Genomic DNA, 21503 nt, shown 5'->3' on the forward strand with positions numbered 1-21503 from the left:
TCACCCCACGGCGGCGCCGGCCAGCACGTCGACGGCGTACGGGTTCAACGCGTCGACCGGCAGGTGCTCCAACCGGAGCTGCCGACCCAGCCCGTGCTCGACCGCGAGCTCGAGGAAGACGTCCAACGCGACGTGGTCCTCCAGGGCGAAGCCGGTCGAGTCGAAGACCGTACGGCCATCCGCCCGCCCGGCCACCGCCGCCGGGTCGGCGAGCAGCGCCGGCAGCTCCGGCCCGATCTCGGCGGCGGCGAGCTGCTGGCACTCGCCCTCGCGGCGGGCCTGGCCCAGGTGGTCCGGCACCACGAAGGCCGAGCGCAGCAGGGCCAGCGGCAGCTCCACCTTGCCGGGCAGGTCCGCGCCGACGGCGTTGACGTGCACGTGCGGGCGCAGCCCCGCGCCGGTCAGCACCGGGCCGGCGTCGACGCCCACCGAGGTGGCGGTGCAGATGATGTCGGCCGTCGACTCCAGCTCGGCCAGGTCGGCCACCCGTACGTCCAGCCCCAGGAACGCGACCCGCTCGGCGAAGCTGCGGCTGTGCTCGGGCAGCACGTCGTGCACCAGGACCCGGCGGATGTCGAAGACCCGGCTGAGCCCGTGCAACTGGGTGACCGCCTGCGCGCCGGCGCCGACCAGCCCCACCACGGCGCTGTTCGGTCGGGCCAGCAGCCGGCTGGCCACCGCGGAGGCCGCGCCGGTGCGGATCGCGGTCGGCAGCACGCCGTCGCAGATCGCGGTGAGGTGCCCGGTGACATCGTCGAAGCGAGTGATCGTGCCCAGAATGGTGGGCAGCCCGACCGCCTCCGGATTGGTCGGCGTGTAGGCCACCGTCTTGATGGTGATCGAGCGCCCGGCCTCGTGGTGCGGCATCCACTCCAGTACGCCTGACTCGCCCGGGCACCGCCGGAACCCGTCCCGCGCCGGCGTGCCGGCCCCCGACCGGTACGCCAGCGGCAGGGCCTCCTGCAACCGGGCGATCATCAGGTCCATCACCCGGTCACGCCCGCAGATCCGCAGCACCCCGCCGACGTCGTCCTGGGTGAGGACCAGGGTGTGGCGGTTCACGACGGCCTCGGCTGACGAACGGATCACCTGCTGCTCCTTCCGGACAGCTGGGCGTCATTGCCCAGACTGTGTGGCGGCCGTCGAGGGTCACCCGGAGCGGGCCGCACCCACCACGCGGCTGAGGTGTCAGCGGGGTGGTGGGTGCGGTGACCGGCGGCTGAGGGGTCGGCGACGTCGCAGGCAACTATAGAGCCCCTTGACTCCGTGCAGCAGTCGGGAATCCGCCGCCGGGCGAGGTCGCGAGGATTCTGCTGACGTCGGGCTGGCCGGTGCGGGACCGGCCAGCCCGCTGCCCAACGCACCCGTCACCCAGCGGCGGGTGGTCAGGGCCGTGGCACGGTCACGCGAAACCGGGAGCGGCCTGCGGCCGCTCCTTCGGGTTGGCGCCGAACCGGTTGGTGCCGGGGGTGCTGTCGGCCACGAAGAACACCAGCAGGATGATGGCGCCCACGATCGGGATCAGTCCGATCAGGATCCACCACCCGGACTTGTCGGTGTCGTGCAGGCGACGCACGCCGACGGCCAGCGACGGCAGCAGCAGCGCCAGGTTGACGATGAGGCCGAGGATGCCGGTCGACCGGCCCGAGCCCAGATCCGTGCCCAGCACGCTGTCCAGGATGGCGGCGACCAGGCTGACGAGAACGGTGAACAGGGCGAACCACCAGTACTCGGACCGGCGGGCCCGACCGGTGAAGCCGACGTACTGGCTGAGGACCGACCTGATGGCGGCTGTGAAGGACATCCGTGTCTCCGATGGTGAGGGGATTCGCGAGATGATCGCCGACGCAGCCAAACAGACCGCCCTGGCCCGGTCAACGGCCGAACAGCCAGCGCCGTGCGGGTGGCCGTCCCGCATCGGGACGAAACCGCGCATCCGCAGCCCGATCAGGGGACGCCGATCCGTCCGGCGGACGGGTGACATCCTTCGGTCCGAACAGGATGGTCGGCGGTATGCCGTGCGGCCGGCGGCCGGTTCGTCGCAAGCAGATCGTCCGCGGACGCTCGCCGGGACGTGCCGGCGAGCAGATCGGCGACCTGCACCCGCGGATCGTCCCGCGAATCCGCCATGACCAGCCCGACCAGCACCTGGTCCGGCGCCGCCCGGTCGTCGGCCAGGGCCCGCTGGAGCCGGCGCAACCTGCCGGCCGTCAGAGCGCTCTGCTCGTCGTGGACCACCAGCACCCCGCGCCACCCGCCGCTCCAGAACAGCACGGTGTCGGCCAGCGCCGGCAGCAGCGGCTCCAGCGGCGGCGGAATCGTCGGATCGTCGTCGAACAACAGGTTCGGCACGGCCCACACCCGGTCGCGGCGCAACCCGCGCAGGATGTCGTCGCCGGCACCCAGGCCGTGCCGGAGCAGCCCGTCCCGGGACCGGAAGAACCGTTCCAGGGCGTCCCGGTCGGGCCGGTGCCGGCGTCTGGTCCGGACCAGGTCGACGAAGGCGGTGAGGAAGCCGGCCCAGTCGGCGCCGACCGGGCGTCCGGCCCCGAGCAGGGCGCGGGCGGCCGGTCGCTGCCCGTCGGTACGGCGGGCGCCGGCCGCGTACGACGGTTCGGCCAGGAACAGGTCGACGATCCGGCTGACCAGGAAGAGTTCCTTGTCGAGCAGCTCGACGTGGGCCCGCCCGCGCAGCGAGTCCAGGAACCAGCCCCGCACCCGGTCCGCCTCCGGGCCGCGGCGGAACTGTCCCGACTTGACCTCCTCGGGCGAGCACCGCAGGCGGGACCGCAGCGCGGTCACCAGCTCGGCCGCCTCGTCGACGGACAGGTCCACGCTGGCGTGGGCGATCACCGGGGTGGCCGGATCGAGCAGGTTCGTGCCGGAGAACCCGGACTCGTCGCAGGCGATCTCCACGACCGGGCCGACCACCGTACCCGTCGGGGGCAGGCCGCCCTGCAGCGGCGGCCTCACGTCCGGTTCCTCGCCACGCCCGCCATGCTCGTCCGCCGGGGCGTGCGGGACAAGCGGATTGCGGGCCTCGCGTCGATCTGTCCGGCTGGCCCGCCGTGCGGACGGCTGACAGCATGCCCCCATGGCGGGGGACGTGGTGCGGCAGGCCGGTAGGGGTACGGATCGGCTCCGAAGTGGGCAGTTCTGGTGGCAGGTGCTGCGGGTCGTACTCGTGCTGGGGTGGGTGGCCTGGGCGGCGTCGACCTGGTGGTCGGCGCCGCGACCGGCGAGCTCCGCCCAGGCCGGAGCCGACCTCGACGCGGGCCGGATGGTGTCTTACCAGTGGGCCGAGGGCTGGAACAGCGACGGGGACTGGGGCTGGACCGAGAAGCGGACGGCGCGGTCCAACGGTCGCTCGGGACCGCTGTTCGTCTGGCGTACCGGCGACTGGCGGGTGCACTACGCCGACTTCGACCGCGACCCGACCTACCCGGTCTCCCCCGAACCCGACGCCGCCACGCCGGACCCGGCCACGCCGGACCCGGCCACGCCGGATTCCGATGACGGGACGACGTACTCCGGCCCGCAGGCCGCCGCCTTCGACGAACGCCTGCGGACGGCCGACCCGGAGGCGTTCTGGCAGGGTCCGCAGGAACCGGCGCTGGTCCGAGGGTTACCGACCCTGTTGCTGCTCGGCGTCCTGGTGACCCTCGTGCTGGGGCCTGCTCCGGTCCGGGGCACCCGGTGGTTCTGGTTCTGGGTGCTGACCGGGGGTCCGCTCGGCCTCGGCGTGCTGTGGTGGCTCGCCCGGGAACGTCCGTGGACCGCGGCCCAGCCACCGCCCCCGACCCCGAACGGCCGCGAGCCGCGCGACCGGTGGTATGTCGGCCTGCTCGGCGCGGTCGCGGCCTCGCTCGTGGCGAGCCTGCTGCTGTACGGACTGCGACAACTCGTCGGCGACGGGCTGGTGCCACCCGCCGCCGGCTCGTCCTGACGCCCTGCGGTACACCTCAGTGAGGTAACGCCCTGTCCTCGATGCCCAGGGTTCGCAGCCTCGTCCGGATCGCGGCGACCTGGGCGGCGCGGCCTCTGTCCTCGGCGACGCGCAGCAGCGTGGACAGCGGCAGTACCGGCAGCTTCAGCCCCAGGGACGGCAGCCACAAGCGGTCCGCCGGAGTCGCGGCGGCGGACCAGGTGCCATCCGGCCGCCGGTTACGCACCCGGACGAGGATGTCGAACGCCGTCCGGTTGACGGCGAGCCGGAGCCGGGCGTCCGCCGCGACGTCGGACGTCTCGAAGGGGCCCTGGACGAGGCCTGCGTCGACGCTGCCACGAAGCTCCTCGATGCCCGCGAGGTCGGTGATCACGTCGACGTCCTTCGGGGTGACTGCGACGCCGTGGAGCGCGAGCGCCGCGCTGCCGGTGAGCGCCCAGGTGACCCGCGGTCCCGCCAGGTCGGCGAACCGGTGCAGCGCGCGGACCCAGGACGCGCCGTGATCGGCCGACCCAGGGCGAGGAGCGGCGGGGATGATCCCGGGCAGCTCGGTCGGCCGGGCGATCCGGTCCAGCACGAGCTCCACCGCTGCCCGCAGCGTCTCCACCACCGGCACTCCCACGTCGGCGAAGTGGTCCCGGGCGTGCAGCGCGTCCGGTCCGGGGTGGTAGAGCAGGCAGTGCGTCCCGCACTCGCGCGCCGCCCGCGCGTCGTCCACGCTGTCCCCGATCAGCACGACCCGATCGGGCCGTAGCCCCTGCACTCGCAGGTGACGGGCCAGGTGCGGCGCCTTCCGGGGCATCCCCTGCGGCTGCGTGCCGTCGATCCGGGTGAAGAACCGGTCGATACCGGCGGCGGTCACCAGCGGTACCAGCCGGTCGTGCGGATACATCGACAACAGCGACTGGCTCCGCCCGCCCTCGTTCCAGCGGCTCAGGGCCGCCACGGCGTCCGTGGTGACCCTCGCGAGCTCCCGGTGCCGGGCGTACGCGGCATGGAAGCATCGATCGAGTTCCTGCTGCTCGCGATCGGTCAGCTCCCGACCGGCGAGCCGCTCGTAGAAGTCGGTGATCGGTTGGGTGTGGTGGCGCTGGTAGTCGGCCCGGCAGACGGCGGGCAGGCCGCAGGCGGCGAACGCGTCGATGGTCGCGTCGATCAGCGCGCGGCTGTCCCCGAAGATCGTGCCGTTCCAGTCCCAGACGATGTGGTCGACCGCCACCGTGGTCATCGCTCATCTCCCGTCGCTGTCGAGGTTGAGGTCGAGGTCGTGCGCAGGGTGAGGGCCGCCAGCACGGCGGCGCCGAGCAGCGCCGCCACGGGCGCGAGGGCCAGACCGTGGCGTACCCCGGTGGTCAGCAGTGGGCCGCTGAGCGCCGACCCGGCGGCGCTGCCCACGGCGAACGCGGTGGCCACCCAGGCGAAGGCCTCGGCCGCGGTCCCCGGTTCGGCCAACCGGTCCACCGCGATGAAGATCGCGGTCAACACCGGGGGCAGGGCCAGCCCGCTGACCGCCAGCAGCAGCGCCATCAGGACCGGCCGCGGCGTCCACAGCAGTGGTAGGAATCCCAGTGCCAGTCCGGCGGCGAGCAGCGGCAGCCGTCGGGCGCCGCCCGGGCCGGCCCGGGCGTAGAGCAGCCCGCCGGTCAGCGCGCCGGCCGCCTGCGCGGCGAGCAGCCAGCCGGCCATCCGGCGGGCGCCGGCCACCTCGGCGTAGGCGGTGACCGCCACCGCGATGCCGCCGATCGCCGCGCCGGTGCACACCACGGCGGCGAGCACGGCGGCGAACCGGGGCACCCGCAGCGGGCCGGCCCAGTGCCGTACCGCCCGGACCCCGCGCCAGTCCCGGACGGCCCGGGCCCGCGCGAACACGGCGGTGCCGGCGAGCTGCAGCAGCGCGGCCACCACCAGCCCGGCCGCCGGCCCACCGACGGTCACCGCGAGCAGGGTGGTGAGCGGACCGACGACGAAGATGACCTCCTGCACCGCGACGTCCAGGGCGTACGCGGCCGGCACGGCGGTCGGGGGCAGCAGGGCCGGCCAGAGCGAGCGCAGGCACGCCTCCAGCGGTGGCGTGCCGAGCCCGGCGACCGCGGCGCCGAGCACCGCGCCCGTCGTACCCAGGACGCCGCTTGCCACGGTGGTGAATCCGACCCCGGACAGCAGCGCGCCGGCCCACAGCACCGGCGGTTGCCGCCAGCGGTCCACGGACCGGGCGAGCAGCGGCGCCCCGACCGCCATCGCCCCGGTGTAGGCCGCGACGAGCAGCCCGGCGGTGGTCAGGCTGAGCGACTGTCGGGCGAACAGCAGCAGGGCGAGCGGCGCGGAGGCCGAGGGCAGGCGGCCGACCTGGGCGGCGGTGAGCACCCGGGGCACCTGCGGGGCGCGCAGGACGGACAGGATCCCGACGGCGGGCATGGGACATCGCTCCCGTGCGATGAGAGATGAGCGGGGACCGGCGCGCGGTGCTGGCGCGGGTCAGGGAGCGAAGTCGGACCGATCGCGGTCGTCGCCGTACAACGGGAGGGCGGGCGTGACCCACTGTGCGTACGCGGCCGCGACGGCCTCCACGGGGGTCACCCGCCGACGGTAGCGCACGGGACGCCCCGGGCGCTGTCCCGCAGCCCCGGAGCCACGGCTTCCGAGGTGCGGAACAGGCGCCCGGTGAGGAAGGTCAGCGGGCCTTCTTGGTGGCCCGCTTGCGGGGCGGGGTGAGCAGGTCGGCGATCGCCGCGATCGCCGACGGCACGATCCGGTAGTACGCCCACACCCCCCGCTTGTCCCGCTCGAGCAGGCCCGCCTCGGTGAGGATCCGCAGGTGGTGACTCACGGTCGGCTGGGAGAGGCCGAGCGGCGCGGTGAGGTCACTCACCGACGCCTCGCCGTCGGGGGCGGACTGGATCAGACTGAGCAGTCGCAGCCGGGCCGGGTCGGCGAAGGCCTTGAGGACTCCCGCGAGCCGCTCGGCGTCGGCGCGCTTGATCGGCTCGCCGGTCAGGGGCGAGATGGCAGGCATGGCGGTGTTGGCAGTTCCCACGCTCACCATCGTTGCACCAACATCGTCGATAGGCCGGTGGAACGGTGCGCGTCTTCGTCACTTTCCGCGAATGGGGGACGGGCGTCGACCTGCCCTGCCGCGGCGAGCGGCGAGCACGCGGAGTTGCGGGTGCAGACGAAGACCACCCGGCTCACCCCGGTCAGCGACGCCGGGGTCAGGGCGGCGAGGGCCGCGGGGCGCAGCCGCAGGTAGGTGCGGAGCCGGTCACCCTCGGACCGGCTCCGGACGACCAGGCCGGCCCCGGTGAGCACCTTGACGTGGTGGGCGACCAGGTTCGTCGGCGACCCGAGGTCGTGACCGGTACCGCGCCGCCCGGCGCGGTTGGGACCACGCCCGGCGCCGGCAGGACGCATGCTGGGTCAGGTGCCGCGACAGCGTGGAGGGGGAAAGCGATGACCGACCTCACCGTCCGCCCGATGACGGCCGACGACGCGGGCCCGGTCCTGGCCGTCTACCAGGCCGGCCTCGACGGCGGCGACGCCAGCTTCGAGGTCACGGCACCGACCTGGGCGGCCTTCGACGCCGGCCGGCTGGCCGCGCACCGCCTGGTCGCGGCGACCGGCGACGGCACCGTGGTCGGCTGGGTCGCCGTCTCACCGACCTCCACCCGTGCCGTGTACGCCGGCGTGGTGGAGCACTCGGTCTACGTCGATCCGGCCGCCCGTGGTCGGGGGGTCGCCCGGCGGCTGCTGGACGCGCTCGTCGGGTCGACCGAGGCGGCCGGCATCTGGACGATCCAGTCCGGAGTCTTTCCCGAGAACGCCGCGAGCCTGGCCCTGCACGCGCGGGCCGGTTTCCGGGTGGTCGGCGTCCGCGAGCGGGTCGGTCGTCATCACGGCCGCTGGCGCGACGTGGTGCTGATCGAGCGGCGCAGCCCCGTCGTCACCTGAACCGGGACGGCACGGGGCCGATGACTTTTCCGGCCGCGGCCGGTCCACCCTTCGACCGCGTACGGAAGGATCATCATGGCCACGCTGCTCTACGCCGCCACCGCGTCGCTCGACGGCTTCATCGCCGGCCCCGGCGGGGACATGTCCTGGCTCACCGAGCACATCGGGGGCGAGAACCCGACGGCGGACCGCCTGCTGGCCGGCGTCGGTGCGCTGCTGGTCGGCAACACCACCTTCGGCGGCGACGACCCCAACCGCGGCACCGACAGCGAGGGCGCCTTCGGCGGTCGCTACCACGGGCCGGTGTTCGTGCTGACCCACCGGCCGCCGGCCGAGCCCGACCCGGGCGTCACCTTCGTCAGCGACCTGCACGACGCCGTCGCGCGGGCCCGGGATGCCGCCGGCGACCGGTACGTCAACGTGCTCGGCGCGGACGTCGCCCGGCAGTGACGTACTGAGACGGCGTCGCTGTGACCCTCGTCCCCTACCGGGCCGTAGGGGAATCGGATCCTCCGAGCGGGAACTGCACCCAGACGTGACCACTGTGCCGATTTCCGCCCGGGCATCCGACGACCGAACGGGAGAGATCCGATGAGCACCGCCACCGACACCCTCTCCACCCCACCCACCCCACCCACCCCGCCGTCCCCGGGCGACCTGATGACGCCGGGCCAACGGGTACGGCTGGTCCTGGTGCTCGGGTCGCTCATCGCGCTCGGCCCGCTGACCATCGACATGTACCTGCCCGCGCTGCCCGCGATCGTGGACGACCTTCAGACCACCTCGGCGGCGGTCCAGTTGACCCTCACCGGCACCCTCGCCGGCCTGGCGGTGGGCCAGTTGCTGATCGGCCCGCTGTCGGACGCGGTCGGCCGGCGCCGGCCGTTGATCGCCGGCATCGCCGTGCACGTGGTGGCGTCCGTGCTCTGCGTCGTGGCGCCGAACGTGGTGGTGCTCGGTGGCCTGCGGGTGGTGCAGGGCTTGGGCGTCGCGGCCGCCGCGGTGGTCGCGATGGCCGTGGTCCGGGACCTGTTCAGTGGCGCGGCCTTCGCCACCCTGCTGTCCCGGCTGCTGTTGGTGATGGGGGCGGCGCCCATCCTGGCCCCGACCCTCGGTGGCGGTCTGCTGCGCTGGACGGACTGGCGCGGTGTCTTCGTGGTGCTGGCCTTCTTCGGCGTGCTGCTCGTCGGGGTCGCCGCGGTCGGCCTCCGGGAGACCCTGCCCCCCGAGCGACGCCGACACGGCGGCCTGTCCGGCACGACCCGGGTGTACGGCGCGCTGCTGCGGGACCGGACGTTCGTGGGCCTGGTGCTGGTCGCCGGGCTGGCCATGGCCGCCCTGTTCGCGTACGTCGCTGGCTCGTCGTTCGTCCTGCAGGAGCAGTACGGGCTCAACCAGCAGCAGTTCGGGCTGGCCTTCGGCGCCGGCGCGGTCGGGTTGATCGGGGCGACCCAGTTCAACGTGCGACTGCTGCGCTGGTACTCGCCCCAGCGGATCCTGGTCACCGCCCTCATCGTGGGCACGGTGGCCGGCGCGGCGCTGCTCGGCTTCGCCGCGACCGGGCTCGGCGGGCTGCCCGCCCTGCTCGGGTCGCTGTGGGTGGTGCTCGCCGCGGCGGGTCTCGCGATGCCGAACGCGCCGGCCCTGGCCCTGTCCCGGCACGGCGAGGCGGCCGGCACCGCCTCGGCCCTGCTCGGTGCGGTGCAGTTCGGCGTGGGCGCGCTGGCCGCGCCCCTGGTCGGGGTGCTCGGCACCGGGGCGGTCGCGATGGCCGTCGTCGTCGCGGGCGGGATGGTCGCGGCGACGGTCGTGCTGCTGGTCGTCGTACGGCCGGCCCGGCTCGCCGACCTGGAGGCGGACCCGCTCGTCGCGGCGGTGCACTGACCGGTGGCGGCGGCCGGGGCGCGGTCGCGTACCTCACCGACCGGCTGCCGCGTACCCCTGGGGGGTATACGGTGGCGGGGAGGGGGCGATGAGATGCGCAAGGAGCGGCAGCACCCCGACCCGGGCCGGCGCGCCGGGCACGACAAGCACGCCGGGCACGACCCGGCGATGTTCCGGCGCCGGTTCTGGCTGAGCCTGGCGCTGACCGTGCCGGTGGTGGCGAGCAGCCGGATGGTGATGGACTGGTTCGGCTACCGCTGGGACGCCCCCGGCGTCGACCTGATCGGTCCGGTGCTGGGCACCGTGGTGTTCGCGTACGGCGGCTGGCCGTTCCTGGTCGGCGCGGTCCGGGAGGTCCGCGGCCGGGCGCCCGGCATGATGCTGCTGATCGCGATGGCGATCACCGTCGCCTACGGCGCCTCGATCGCCACCGCCCTCGGCGCGTTCGACCTGGACTTCTGGTGGGAGCTCGCGGCGCTGGTCACCATCATGCTGCTCGGGCACTGGCAGGAGATGAAGGCCATCGGCCAGGCGCGGGGCGCGCTGTCCGCGTTGGCGGCGCTGCTGCCGGACGACGCCGAGCGGGTGACGGCCGGTGGCGTCGAGCGGGTGCCGGCGGGCGACCTGCGGGTGGACGACGTGGCGCTGGTGCGGCCCGGTGCCCGGGTGCCGGCCGACGGTCGGATCGTCGACGGCGGCGCCGAGCTGGACGAGTCGATGATCACCGGGGAGTCCCGACCGGTCGCCCGCGGTGTCGGCGACCGGGTGGTGGCCGGCACGGTGGCGACCGACGCGGCGATCCGGGTCCGGATCGAGGCGGTCGGGGCGGACACCGCCCTGGCCGGCATCCAGCGCCTGGTCGCCCAGGCCCAGCACTCCGGCGGCCGGGCCCAGGCGCTCGCCGACCGGTTCGCCGCCTGGCTGTTCTACCTCGCCACCGCGACCGCCGCGGTGACCCTGGTGACCTGGGTGGCGCTGGGCAGCCTGGACCAGGCCGTGACCCGCACGGTGACCGTGCTGGTGATCGCCTGCCCGCACGCGCTGGGTCTGGCCATCCCGCTGGTGGTCGCGCTCTCCACGGCGGTCGCCGCGAAGGGCGGGATCCTGGTGAAGGACCGGCTGGCGTTGGAGCGCATGCGCACCGTCGACGCGGTGCTGTTCGACAAGACCGGAACGCTGACCCGCGGCGAGCACGCCGTCACCGGCGTCGCGGGCGCCGGCGGCGTCGGGCCGGACGAGGTGCTGGCGGTCGCCGCGGCGGTGGAGGCGGACAGCGAACACCCGCTGGCGCGGGCCATCGTGGCAGCGGGCGCGGAGCGTGGCCCGGCCCGGCGGGCGACCGGCTTCCGGTCGCTGACCGGGCGCGGCGTCCGCGCCGAGATCGACGGCACCGGGTACGCCGTCGGCGGGCCGGCCCTGCTGCGCGAGCTGGGCGTCGACCTGCCCGCCGAGCTGTCCGCGCGGCAGGCCGAGTGGTCCGGCCGCGGGGCGGCCGTGCTGCACGTGCTGCGCCTCGACGCCGACCGGCCCACGGTGCTCGGCGCCCTGGCCCTGGCCGACCAGGTACGCCCCGAGGCGCGCGAGGCGATCGCCGAGCTGCGGCGGCAGGGCATCCGCCCCATCGCCATGATCACCGGCGACGCCCGTCCGGTGGCCGAGGCGGTCGCCGCCGACCTCGGGTTCTGCCCCGGCGAGGACGAGGTGTTCGCCGAGGTGCTCCCCGCCGACAAGGACGACGCCGTGGCCGACCTGCAGCGCCGCGGCCTGCGGGTGGCGATGGTCGGCGACGGCGTGAACGACGCCCCGGCGCTGGCCCGGGCCGACGTGGGCATCGCCATCGGCGCCGGCACCGACGTGGCGATCGAGTCCGCCGGGGTGGTGCTCGCGTCGTCCGACCCGCGCGGGGTGACCGGGGTGATCCGGCTGTCCCGGGCGTCGTACCGGAAGATGCGGCAGAACCTGGCCTGGGCCGCCGGCTACAACGTGGTCGCCCTGCCGCTGGCCGCCGGCGCGCTGGCCTGGGCCGGGGTGACGCTCAGCCCGGCCGTCGGGGCGGTGCTGATGTCGGCGTCCACCATCGTGGTCGCGCTCAACGCGCAACTGCTGCGCCGGGTACGCCTGCGGCCGCCCGCCGAGTGAGCGCCGGAGCGGGAACGGCAACCCGGTCGCGATCGGTGGCAGCTTCCGCCAACCGGCCGTGACCGCCACGGCGGCGACCTAGCATCCCTGGCATGACCAGGGCAGCGGACGGCATGGCCGCCCGGTGAGCCGGGCCGGCCGGCGCAGGGCGACGCTGACCCCGGAGGACCACGGGGCGACCACGTTCGAGATCTTCTTCGACATCGTCTTCATCTTCGCCCTCACCAGGATCACCGCGCTGATGGGCTCGCCGCCCCGGCTGTCGTCGATGGGGCAGGGGCTGCTCCTGCTGGTGCTGCTGTGGTTCTCCTGGTCGGCGTACACCTGGTTGGGCAACCTGACCCCGGCGGACGTCGGGCTGGCGCGGGCCGGCGTGCTGGTGTCGATGGCGGGCCTGTTCGTGGTGGCGCTGGTCATTCCGGACGCCTGGCGGTCCGCGCCGGGCGTCGACGGCGCGATGATCTTGGCCGTCAGCTACGTGCTGCTGCGGGCGGTGCACCTGCTGGTCGCTCTCTGGGCGGCCGGCCCGGACGCGGCGCGGCGCCGCCGGGTGGCGATGTTCGCGCTGCCGATCACGGTGGGGTGGGTGCCGTTCCTGGTCGGGGCCCTGCTGGGCGGCACGGCGCAGACCGCGCTCTGGGTGACGGCGCTGGTGCTCGACATCGGTGGGCAGCGGCTGTTCCAGTACCGCAGGTGGGGCGAGTGGCCGTTGCGCAGCCCGAGCCACTTCACCGAGCGGCACCGGCTGGTGCTGATCATCGCGCTGGGAGAGTCGTTGATCTCCGCCGGCGTGGGCGTCGGCTCCCACCTGACCCGGCTCTCCGTGCTCGGCGCCGCCCTGGTCGCCTTCACCGTCACCGTCTGCCTGTGGTGGCTGTACTTCGGCGGCGTCGCCGACGTGGCCGCCCGGGCGCTGACCCTGGCCAGCCCGGCCCGCCGCAACCAGCTCGGCTCCGACGCGTTCAGCCTCGCCCACCTGCCGATGGTGGCCGGCGTCATCTATCTCGCGCTCGGCGGTGAGCAGGCCATCGCCCACGTCGCCGAGGCGGAACCGGCGGCCCCGGCCGGCGCGCCGCTGGGCTGGCCGGCCGCCCTGGCCCTGTTCGGCGGGGCGGCCCTCTACCTGGTCGGCCGGCTGCTCGTGCTGCGGCTGTCCGAGCATTCCCCGTCACCCGGGCAGTGGCTGGTCGCCGGGCTGCCGTTGCTGCTGCTGCCGATCGGCCACGCGGTGCCCGCGCTCGCCGCGCTCGGCCTGCTCGCCGCGCTGCTCACGGCGATCTGCGTCGTGCTGCGGCTGCGTCCCGCGCGGTCTCCGGTGTGATGCGGACCTGGGTGAGACCCGGGCGGTCAGTCGTCGGTGTCGTCGAGGTCGGCCCACACGGTCTTGCCGTCGCCGAAGGCGAAGTAGCCCCACTCGGTCGCCAGCGCGGCGACGATCGGCAGCCCGCGCCCGCCCTCCGAGATCGGCGCCGGCGCACCCGGCCGGGGGCTGTCGGACACCCGGTCCCGGACGCTGATCCGCAGCGAACCGGCCCTCGCCGTGACCGTCATGTCGATCTCCGACCCCGCGTGTTGCACGGCGTTGCTGACCAGCTCCGAGGCGACCACCATGGCCCGGTCGGCCACCGCGGCCACGCCCCATTCGGCGCAGTGCCCGGCGACGAGCCGGCGGGCGGCGGCCGGGGACTGCCGGTCGGCGGGCAGGCAGATGTGCGCCCGGCGCGGGTCGGCCGGGCGCTGTCCGGTGAGGTCGTCGGCCACCCCGAGGACCGCGTACCGGCCGAGGGTGGCCCGCAGCAGCCGGCCGGTCGGGGTCAGCGGGTTCGCCGAGACCATCAGCTGCGGGCCGTCCGCCCGGGCCACCGCCCAGCGGGCCAGCAGCGTGGCCACCGGCGCGGCGTCCGACGTGGTGAGCGCGTCCAGGTCGACCACCAGGGTGAGCGGCGCGTCGAGGCTCGCCCCGGCCAGCAGGGCGGCGAGGCGGGGCTGCGCCTCGGGAGTGAGGCCGGGTCCGATCGTGATCCGGGTGGTGCCGCGGCGGAAATCACGCAGGATCGTCCAGGTTGCCGGTGTCACCAGGCGTCAGCCGCCATTCGCCGAGCCGTAGATCGTGCCGGTCGGTCGGGTGCCGGGTCGCTCCAGCGCGCCGGCGACCCCGGTGACCCGGAGCACCTCGGCCACGATCCCGCGGGCGTTGCGCAGCACCAGCACCCGCCCCTGCCGGGTGGCGAACCGGTGCACGTCGACCAGCTCCTTCACCGCGCTCGAGTCGATCAGGGTGGTCTCCCGCAGGTCGACCACGACCCACTGGGTGGTGGTCGCGGCGAGGGTGGCGCGGACCGCGTCGAGCAGCTGGCCGGAGAAGGTCATGTCCAGCTCACCGCGGACGTGCAGCGTCCGGGGAGCGAGGCCCTCACCGGAGGACCGGATGTCGAACACACGGCCCTCCTCTTCGCCCCGACCGCCGGTTGCCTGCACGGTTGCAGGCACCTGTGCCGGGCCACGCTACCCTTCCCGGCCCGCCGGGCGGACAGAGGGATTCGTCACCCCGTCGACCGGATTCTCCACCGGAGCGGCGGGGTAGGGAACGGGGTTGCGGGTGCACCGCTCCCAGCGCTGCCACCAGTCCCGCTCGGTGCGCTCCCCGGCCGCGACGACCATGGCGTCGAGCAGTTCGCCGGTGGACCGCAGCCGGGCGGCGTCGCCGGCCCGCAGCAGCGTACGCAGCTCGGCCCGCCGGCCGCGCATGACCTCACCCACCAGGGCCCGGCCGGCCTCGGTCGGCGTCAGCCACGCGACCCGCCGGTCGGGGGACCGGTGGTGCCGGGCCACCAGCCCGCGGCGGGTCAACCGGTCGCAGGTGCGGGTCGCGGTGGACGGATGGACATGCAGGGCGGCGGCCAGGTCCAGGGTGCGCAGCGGCGCCTCCGCGGACAGGATGACCAGCGTCCGGAACTGCGGCAGCGTGACGTCGACGTCGAGCGTGGTCAGGATCCGCGCCGTCATGCCCACCACCGTGCGGCTGAACGCCGAGAGCCCGTCGATCAGCTCGTCGTCGGCGTCGTCGGGCAGCGGGCGGATCACCGGAAGCCGTTCCATCCGGCAATGATGGCAGTGCGCGGACCGTGGCCCGGACGGGCTCAGGAGGTGGCGGACGGCTCCGCGGCCGCGCTCTCGGTGGGTGTGGGCTCGCCGCCGGCCTCCGTCGACTCGGTCGGCGCGGGCGTCTGCGGCGCCGCGGTGGACTCGGTCGGCGATGGTTCCGCGCTGGTCGGAGCGGGCCTCGGGACGGCCGTCGTGCTGCCCGGGACCGCCGTCGCCGACGCGGTGGGCGCGCCCGGTGGCGTCGGTGCGGGGCCGTCGGTCGCCGTGGGCTTCGGGTTGGCGGCGGGCCCGACCGGGTCGCCGGCCCGTGGGCCATGGGTCGCGCGGGCGCCACCGGAGACGGGTGCGCCGGCACCGCCGCCGTCCGCCCCGCCCGCCGGCGCACCGGTGACCTCGGACGGCTGCGCGGCGGTGGTCGAGGTGATCGAGGTCGCGGCCTGGCCGCAGGGCAGGCCGTCGAGGGCGAAGTCCGTCGGGCCGCCCCGATCCGCGCTCCGGTAGGTGCCGCGTAGCGTCACCGTGGCCGTACCGGCCGCGGGCGGCGCGCCGAGGTCGACCGTCACCCGGTCGGCGCGCTGGGTGAGTCGCGCGTTGTCGCTGCCGCCCGTCACCCGCTGCCCGGCGGGCAGCCCGAACGACAGCGCCCAGGCGTCGCTCGACCGGGGGCCGGTCCGGGTGACGGTGAGGTCGGCGGTGAACGTGCCGTCCGGGGCCCGGTTGGCGGTGTAGCGCGCGGTGCAGCCCGCGGCCGGTCCGGCCGCGGCGCCCTCGGCGGCGTCGTCCGTCGAGGTCAGCCCGGGCAGCTGGCCGGCGAACACCGCGGCCAGCGCCACGGCGGGAGCGGCCGTGAGCAGGACTGCCCGGGGTACGCCCCGGCGTGGCCGCGCCGGCCGGCCGGCCGGCGCCGGCACCGCTCGGGCGGGCCGGCGCGGCGGCGCGGCGAGCCGGGTGGTGTGCGCGGGATCGGCCGGGGAGGCGGCCGCGAGCGGGGTGACCACGGTCGACGGCCGCACCCCGGCGACCTCGGCGAGCAGGGCGGCCGCCTCGGCCGCGGTGGGCCGGTCGAGCGCCTCCGGCGCCAGGCAGCGCCGCCGCAGCCGGCGCACCGACTCCGGCAGGCCCGCCACGTCGGGCTCCTCGGCGGCGTTGGCCGCGTGATCCTGGGCGAGCAACTCCGCGAGCGTGGCGCCCCGGCGCAGCGGCTTGCCGGTGAGGCACTCGTGCAGCAGCAGGCCGAGGGCGTACACGTCGCTGGCCGGCACGGCCGGGTCGCCGGACACCTGCTCGGGGGCCATGTAGCGGGGGGTGCCGAGCACCTGGCCCCGCTCGTCGGCGGAGCGCTGCCCGACGGCCAACGCCACCCCCAGGTCGACCAGCTTGACGCCGGTGGGGGAGAGCAGCACGTTCGCCGGCTTGACGTCCCGGTGCACCAGCCCCCCGGCGTGCGCGGCGCTCAGCGCCCCGGCCACGTCGGCGCACACCCGGACGGCCTGCGGCCAGGGCAGCGCGCCGGCGGCGTGCAGCCGGGCGGCCAGCGTGTCGCCGGGCACGAACTCCATCACCAGGTACGGCACCCGCCGGTAGCCGCGCGGCCGGGCCTCGCCGTAGTCGTACACCCCGGCGATGTGCGGGTGGTTGAGCCGGGCGGCCGCCTGCGCCTCGGCGCGGATCAGTGCCCGGGAGCGGGCGTCGGTGGCCAGCTGCGGGGCCAGCAGCTTCACCGCGACCGTACGGTGCAGCAGCTCGTCCTCGGCGCGCCAGACGACCGCCATGCCCCCCTGGCCCACCGGCTCGACGAGCCGGTACCGCCCGCTGAGCAGCCGCATCGCGCACCTCCCCCTACCCGCCCGCCGGCAGGTCCCGCCCGTGTCTGCAGGTACCCGGCCGGGCGCTCGGGGAAACGACGGCACGCCCCCACGAGCCGCCCGGCGGCGGGCGGCCCCGTCTCAGCCCTCGCGCGCCTTGCGGGTGCTGCGCGCGTCGGCCTTCCGGATCGGCTCGACCAGGTCCGACCTGGTCATCCGGGACCGGCCGCGGATCTCGCACCCGCGGGCACCTCAAGCAGGTGCTCCTTGCTGGCGGGGAAGCCTCCGTCCGTTCGGATTGCCCTGTTCAGGTGCGCCGGCCGGGCGTGCCGAGACCGGGCGCGAGCGGTGTGCGACAGTAGCCCGACCATGAACCGTTACGGACTGCTGATCCTGCCCGCCAGCAACCGGGTGTACGCCCGCTCGGCCGTCGACCTGACCCGGGCCGAGCTGGAGATCTTCGGCCGGTCGGCGCTCGGCGGGCGGATCGGTGAGCTGGGCACCGCCACGGTGGGCGGGGCCGACTACGTCACCTTCGCCACCGACGACGAGCTGACCGCCCGGGACGCGGCGGTGCTGGGCAACCTCTCCTCGGCGTACGCGTTGTTCGAGTTCGTCGGCGACCTGCTGCGCCCGGTCGACCTGCGCCGGCTGGACCGGCACGACGACGACCTGATCACCATCCAGAAGTACGTCGGGAAGACCAACGAGCAGTTCACCAAGCTGCTGCTGAACGTCACCCTGCTCGGCTCGGCCTGGGCCGGCGAGCTGCTGGAGCGCCGGTTCCGGGTGCTCGACCCGCTGTGCGGGCGCGGCACCACCCTGAACCAGGCGCTGATGTACGGCTTCGACGCGGCCGGCGTGGACCGGGACCAGAAGGACTTCGAGGCGTACCGGGCGTTCGTGACCACCTGGCTGAAGCAGAAGCGGGTGAAGCACCGGGTGCTGGAGTCCGGCCCGGTACGCCGGGAGCGCAAGGTGGTCGGCCGGCGGCTGCGGGTGGAGCTGGCCGCGTCGAAGGAGGCGCACAAGGCCGGTGACGTGCAGCTGCTGGACGTGGTGAACGCGGACACCACCCGGACCGCCGAGTTCTTCCGGCCGGGCAGCGTCGACCTTGTGGTGGCCGACGCCCCGTACGGGGTGCAGCACGGCAGTCGTACCGCCGAGGCGGGGTTGGCCCGGGACCCGCTGGCGCTGCTGGAGGCCGCCGCGCCGGTCTGGGCGTCGGTGCTGCGGCCCGGTGGGGCGCTCGGCATCTCATGGAACACCCACGTCGCCAAGCGGGAGGACGCCGCGGCGCGGCTGGCCGACGCCGGCCTGACCGTGCTGGAGTCGGCGCCCCACCTGGGGCTGCGGCACCGGGTGGACCAGGCCATCGACCGGGACGTGCTGGTGGCCCGCAAGCCCGGCTGACCGATCGGCAGCCGACCGTGCGGGGGCGTGGGCGCGCGGGTAGCGTGCCGGGCGGAACCACGACGGTGATCGCGAGGAGGACCAGGGTGCAGACGACGACGGTGGACGTGCCGACCCGCGACGGGGTGGCCGACGCGTACCTGGTCCGGCCGGACGGCGACGGCCCGTTCCCGGCGGTGCTGTTCTTCATGGACGCGTTCGGCCTGCGCCCCCGGTTGGCCGAGATGGCCGAGCGGATCGCCGAGCGCGGGTACGTCGTGCTGGTGCCCAACCTCTTCCACCGGGCCGGCCGCGCGCCGCTGGTCGACCTGTCCGGCCTGGCCGACCCGGAGCGCCGGGGCGAGATCTTCGCCCAGGTGATGCCGATGGTCGGGGCGCTGACCCCCGAGGTGGTCGCCGCGGACGCCGGAGCGTACCTGGACTACCTGGCCGGCCGGGACGACGTCGCGCCCGGCCCGGTGGCGATGACCGGCTACTGCATGGGCGGCACCAACGCGCTGCGGGCGATGGAGGCCCACCCCGACCGGATCGCCGCGGTGGCCAGCTTCCACGCCGGCCGGCTGGTGACCGACGCGCCGGACAGCCCGCACCTGGGCGTCGACCGGGTCACCGGCGAGCTGTACCTCGGCCACGCCGACGAGGACGGGTCGAACACCCCGGAGCAGATCGCCGCGCTGGAGAAGGCGCTCGACGCCGCCGGCGTGCGCTACCGCTCGGAGCTGTACTCCGGCGCCCACCACGGCTTCACCATGGCCGACACCGCCGCGTACGACGAGCCGGCCACCGAGCGGCACTGGGCCGCCCTGTTCGACCTGTTGGAGCGCACCTTCCGCCGCTGAGCGCAAACCAGCCCGCGGGTCACTCCGGGGGCAGGAACGCCAGCGCCAGCGTCAGGTCGAGCACGGTTTCCGGGTCGTTGAGCCGGTCGCCGTACAGCTCCCGCAGCTGGCCCATCCGGTAGCGGACCGTCTGCGGGTGGACGAACAGGTCGGCGGCCACGTCGTCGCGCCGGCCCTGGTGCAGCAGCCAGGAGCGCAGCGTCTCGGCCAGCCGCCGGGCGGTCGCGTCGGGCAGCTCGCCCAGCGGCCGCAGCACCTGCTCGCGCAGGTCGGCCAGCGCCTCCGGGTCGGTGCCCAGCACCAGTCGGGCCAGGTGCTGCTCGGTGTCCAGCGGCTCGTCCCCGGCCGGCCGGGGCAGCCCGAGCGCCAGCGTCCGCACCACCCGCTGGTACGACCGCGCCACCGCGGTCCACGGCCGGGCCGGCCCGATCACCGCCCGGTGCCCGTGCAGCGCGGTGGCGAACTGCCGCCGCCGGTTGCCGTGCATGTCCGGTACGAGCAGCACGGCCCGCTCCTCGGTCGGCTCCACCCCGGGCAGGTCCTCGCCGCCCTCCAGGGTGTGTCGGCTCAGCGCCGCCAGCACGCCGCGCAGGCCGCTGCGCGGCAGGACGACGACGGTCAGGGTCTGCGGGATCGGCCAGTCGGCCCGCTCGGCGCTGCGCCGCAGCACGTCCTCCGGCTCGCCGGCGAGCAGCTGTTGGGTGAGCCGTTCCAGGTAGCGGCGGCTCACCCGGCCGGCGCTGGCCAGCTCATCGGAGTGGCCGGCGACGCTGGCCGCGGAGAGCTCGTCGATGTAGGCGAACATCAGCTCGGCGAACTCGGCCACGGTCTCCGCGGACAGACCGCCGCGCACGGTGGTCGCGGACACCTCCCGCCAGGCCACCCGGGCCCCCACCCGGTACGCCGCCAGCAGCGCGTCCATGCTCCGCCCGGAGCGCGCCTCGCCGCTGCCCAGCGCGTACGCCGCCTCCAGCGCCCGGCTCAGCGGGGTGCTCGGGTCGGCGGTCTCGGCCCGCTCGATGAGCTGCAGGAACGTGCCCAGCGCGATGCGTACCGCGTTCTCGATCTTGTCGCGCATCTGGCCGGTGAGGGTGCCGGAGTAGTCGGGCACCTCGCCGGTGATCGCGCTGACCGTCCGCTCGGCGACCACGGGCAGCCGGCCGCGCAGCTGGTCGGCGACCCGCTCGTCCAGCTTCAGGTGCGCCGCGCGGTGGCTGGTCGCCGCTGTGCCGTCGGACATGTTGTTCTCCCCGCACAAAAGGTCAGGTGCAATTCACCTTTGCCGGCCAAGATGTTATGCGAACGGGCGGCCACTCTGGTGATATGACCACCACCGTCCCGCGTCCCGGCACGAAGGTGTCCGTCCGGGACCGGCTCCTCCGGCTCGCCGAGACGGTCACCACCCCACTGCTGCCCGCCGACTACCTCGACCTGGTCGCGCCGCTGCGCTCCGGGGCCGCCCTGCGCGGGCGGATCGTCGCGGTCGACCCGGAGACCCGGGACGCGGCCAGCCTCACCATCCAGCCGGGCCGCGACTGGCGCGGCCACCGCCCCGGCCAGTACGTCCGCCTCGGCGTCGACGTCGACGGGGTGCGGCAGTGGCGGGCGTACTCGATCACCTCGGCGCCCGGCCGCCCCGACGGCCGGTTCACCGTCACGGTCAAGGCCATCCCCGACGGCAAGGTCAGCAACCACCTGGTCCGCCGGGTCCGCCCCGGCACCGTGGTGCAGCTCGACCAGGCGCAGGGCGACTTCGTTCAGCCGGACCCGGCCCCGGAACGGGTGCTGTTCCTGACCGCGGGCAGCGGCGTCACCCCGGTGATGGGCATGCTCCGGGCCGGCGCACACACCCGCTCCGACGTGGTGGTGGTGCACTCCGCGCCCACCCCGGCCGACGTGGTGTTCGGCGCCGAGCTGCGGTCGTTGGCCGAGCGCGGCGCGATCCGGCTGATCGAGCGGCACACCGCCGAGGCCGGTCTGCTCGGCCCGCACGAGCTGGCCGGGCTGGTCCCCGATCACCTGGACCGGCACACCTGGGCGTGCGGCCCGATCGGTCTGCTGGACGCGGCCGAGCGGCACTGGGCGACCGCCGGCGCGGCGGACCGGCTGCACACCGAGCGGTTCCGGCCGACCGTGATCTCGCCTGGCGAGGGCGGCACCGTCACCTTCGCCCGTACCGGCCTCACCGTGCGGGTCGACGGCGCGACCCCCATCCTGGACGCGGGGGAGGCGGCCGGCGCGCTGATGCCGTCCGGCTGCCGGATGGGCATCTGCTACGGCTGCGTGCTGCCGCTGCGCGAGGGCGCGGTCCGCGACCTCCGCTCCGGCGAGATCACCACCGCCGTACCCGGCGACGGCGTGCTCATCCAGACCTGCGTGTCGGCGGCCGCCGGTACCTGCGACATCGATCTCTAGGACAGGAGGCCG

21 protein-coding genes are annotated in these 21503 nt (G+C 75.1%); 9 read left to right on the forward strand and 12 right to left on the reverse strand.

From position 1 onward, the window contains the following. The 3 genes from ACFY3U_RS11985 to ACFY3U_RS11995 all read right to left on the reverse strand — a co-directional run bounded on the left by ACFY3U_RS11985 (position 1) and on the right by ACFY3U_RS11995 (position 2973). Positions 1–1089 carry an ornithine cyclodeaminase family protein gene (locus ACFY3U_RS11985; protein WP_387199113.1) on the reverse strand — a complete coding sequence of 363 codons (1089 nt, stop codon included), beginning with the start codon at positions 1087–1089 and terminating at the stop codon, positions 1–3. 313 nt (positions 1090–1402) lie between these two features. After that, positions 1403–1804 (reverse strand): DUF805 domain-containing protein, encoded by a 402-nt coding sequence (locus ACFY3U_RS11990; protein ID WP_387199117.1) that lies wholly within the window; start codon positions 1802–1804, stop codon positions 1403–1405. Positions 1805–1947: 143 nt separating this feature from the next. Then, entirely contained in the window at positions 1948–2973 is a 1026-nt protein-coding gene (locus ACFY3U_RS11995; protein ID WP_387199119.1) for a hypothetical protein, read from the reverse strand. Positions 2974–3094: 121 nt separating this feature from the next. On the opposite strand from ACFY3U_RS11995, the gene ACFY3U_RS12000 reads away from it, so the two are divergent. Next, positions 3095–3946: a hypothetical protein gene (locus tag ACFY3U_RS12000; RefSeq protein WP_387199122.1), complete on the forward strand. Its 852-nt coding sequence runs from the start codon at positions 3095–3097 to the stop codon at positions 3944–3946. A 16-nt stretch (positions 3947–3962) separates the two neighbouring features. Here the strand turns inward: ACFY3U_RS12000 and ACFY3U_RS12005 are convergent, their stop codons facing one another. From ACFY3U_RS12005 to ACFY3U_RS12020, 4 genes are all read right to left on the reverse strand, one after another. Beyond that, a complete protein-coding gene (locus ACFY3U_RS12005) occupies positions 3963–5174 on the reverse strand; it encodes an HAD family hydrolase (protein ID WP_387199124.1) in 1212 nt (403 codons plus the stop codon). Continuing rightward, entirely contained in the window at positions 5171–6361 is a 1191-nt protein-coding gene (locus ACFY3U_RS12010; protein ID WP_387199127.1) for an MFS transporter, read from the reverse strand. The genes ACFY3U_RS12005 and ACFY3U_RS12010 overlap by 4 nt, the downstream gene beginning before the upstream one ends. Positions 6362–6617: 256 nt before the next feature. Next, complete coding sequence (locus ACFY3U_RS12015) at positions 6618–6989, reverse strand: ArsR/SmtB family transcription factor (protein ID WP_387199130.1); 372 nt, start codon at positions 6987–6989, stop codon at positions 6618–6620. Next, entirely contained in the window at positions 6983–7354 is a 372-nt protein-coding gene (locus ACFY3U_RS12020) for a hypothetical protein (protein ID WP_387199133.1), read from the reverse strand. The genes ACFY3U_RS12015 and ACFY3U_RS12020 overlap by 7 nt, the downstream gene beginning before the upstream one ends. Before the next feature lie 39 nt (positions 7355–7393). On the opposite strand from ACFY3U_RS12020, the gene ACFY3U_RS12025 reads away from it, so the two are divergent. The 5 genes from ACFY3U_RS12025 (at position 7394) to ACFY3U_RS12045 (ending at position 13235) form a co-directional block, all read left to right on the forward strand. After that, positions 7394–7891 carry a GNAT family N-acetyltransferase gene (locus ACFY3U_RS12025; RefSeq protein WP_387199137.1) on the forward strand — a complete coding sequence of 166 codons (498 nt, stop codon included), beginning with the start codon at positions 7394–7396 and terminating at the stop codon, positions 7889–7891. A 75-nt stretch (positions 7892–7966) separates the two neighbouring features. Next, positions 7967–8341: a dihydrofolate reductase family protein gene (locus tag ACFY3U_RS12030; RefSeq protein ID WP_387199141.1), complete on the forward strand. Its 375-nt coding sequence runs from the start codon at positions 7967–7969 to the stop codon at positions 8339–8341. Positions 8342–8551: 210 nt separating this feature from the next. Then, the gene (locus ACFY3U_RS12035; RefSeq protein ID WP_387199912.1) at positions 8552–9775 is read left to right on the forward strand and encodes a multidrug effflux MFS transporter; all 1224 of its coding nucleotides are present in this window, start codon (positions 8552–8554) and stop codon (positions 9773–9775) included. A gap of 93 nt (positions 9776–9868) precedes the next feature. Beyond that, the gene (locus ACFY3U_RS12040; RefSeq protein WP_387199144.1) at positions 9869–11914 is read left to right on the forward strand and encodes a copper-translocating P-type ATPase; all 2046 of its coding nucleotides are present in this window, start codon (positions 9869–9871) and stop codon (positions 11912–11914) included. A 124-nt stretch (positions 11915–12038) separates the two neighbouring features. Further along, complete coding sequence (locus tag ACFY3U_RS12045) at positions 12039–13235, forward strand: low temperature requirement protein A (protein WP_387199147.1); 1197 nt, start codon at positions 12039–12041, stop codon at positions 13233–13235. A 26-nt stretch (positions 13236–13261) separates the two neighbouring features. On the opposite strand, the gene ACFY3U_RS12050 is transcribed toward ACFY3U_RS12045, so the two are convergent. The 4 genes from ACFY3U_RS12050 to ACFY3U_RS12065 form a co-directional block, all read right to left on the reverse strand. Continuing rightward, positions 13262–13990, reverse strand: coding sequence for an ATP-binding protein (locus tag ACFY3U_RS12050; RefSeq protein ID WP_387199150.1), 729 nt, complete (start codon positions 13988–13990; stop codon positions 13262–13264). A gap of 6 nt (positions 13991–13996) precedes the next feature. Further along, positions 13997–14353 (reverse strand): STAS domain-containing protein, encoded by a 357-nt coding sequence (locus ACFY3U_RS12055; RefSeq protein ID WP_387199153.1) that lies wholly within the window; start codon positions 14351–14353, stop codon positions 13997–13999. A 66-nt stretch (positions 14354–14419) separates the two neighbouring features. Next, a complete protein-coding gene (locus tag ACFY3U_RS12060; RefSeq protein ID WP_387199156.1) occupies positions 14420–15013 on the reverse strand; it encodes a MarR family winged helix-turn-helix transcriptional regulator in 594 nt (197 codons plus the stop codon). A 41-nt stretch (positions 15014–15054) separates the two neighbouring features. After that, complete coding sequence (locus ACFY3U_RS12065; RefSeq protein WP_387199159.1) at positions 15055–16845, reverse strand: protein kinase; 1791 nt, start codon at positions 16843–16845, stop codon at positions 15055–15057. Positions 16846–17193: 348 nt separating this feature from the next. Here ACFY3U_RS12065 and ACFY3U_RS12070 point away from each other — a divergent pair, with 348 nt between their 5' ends. Both ACFY3U_RS12070 and ACFY3U_RS12075 read left to right on the forward strand, forming a co-directional pair. Then, the gene (locus ACFY3U_RS12070) at positions 17194–18237 is read left to right on the forward strand and encodes a TRM11 family SAM-dependent methyltransferase (protein WP_387199162.1); all 1044 of its coding nucleotides are present in this window, start codon (positions 17194–17196) and stop codon (positions 18235–18237) included. An 86-nt stretch (positions 18238–18323) separates the two neighbouring features. Next, entirely contained in the window at positions 18324–19076 is a 753-nt protein-coding gene (locus ACFY3U_RS12075) for a dienelactone hydrolase family protein (protein WP_387199165.1), read from the forward strand. 19 nt (positions 19077–19095) lie between these two features. Here ACFY3U_RS12075 and ACFY3U_RS12080 read toward each other — a convergent pair whose 3' ends face one another. Further along, the gene (locus ACFY3U_RS12080; protein WP_387199168.1) at positions 19096–20316 is read right to left on the reverse strand and encodes a PucR family transcriptional regulator; all 1221 of its coding nucleotides are present in this window, start codon (positions 20314–20316) and stop codon (positions 19096–19098) included. A gap of 83 nt (positions 20317–20399) precedes the next feature. Between ACFY3U_RS12080 and ACFY3U_RS12085 the strand changes: the two genes are divergently transcribed. Further along, positions 20400–21491, forward strand: a complete 1092-nt coding sequence (locus ACFY3U_RS12085) for a ferredoxin reductase (RefSeq protein WP_387199171.1) — start codon at positions 20400–20402, stop codon at positions 21489–21491. Positions 21492–21503 lie beyond the last annotated feature (12 nt).

Source organism: Micromonospora sp. NPDC000089, from assembly GCF_042899365.1.
GTDB lineage: Bacteria > Actinomycetota > Actinomycetes > Mycobacteriales > Micromonosporaceae > Micromonospora.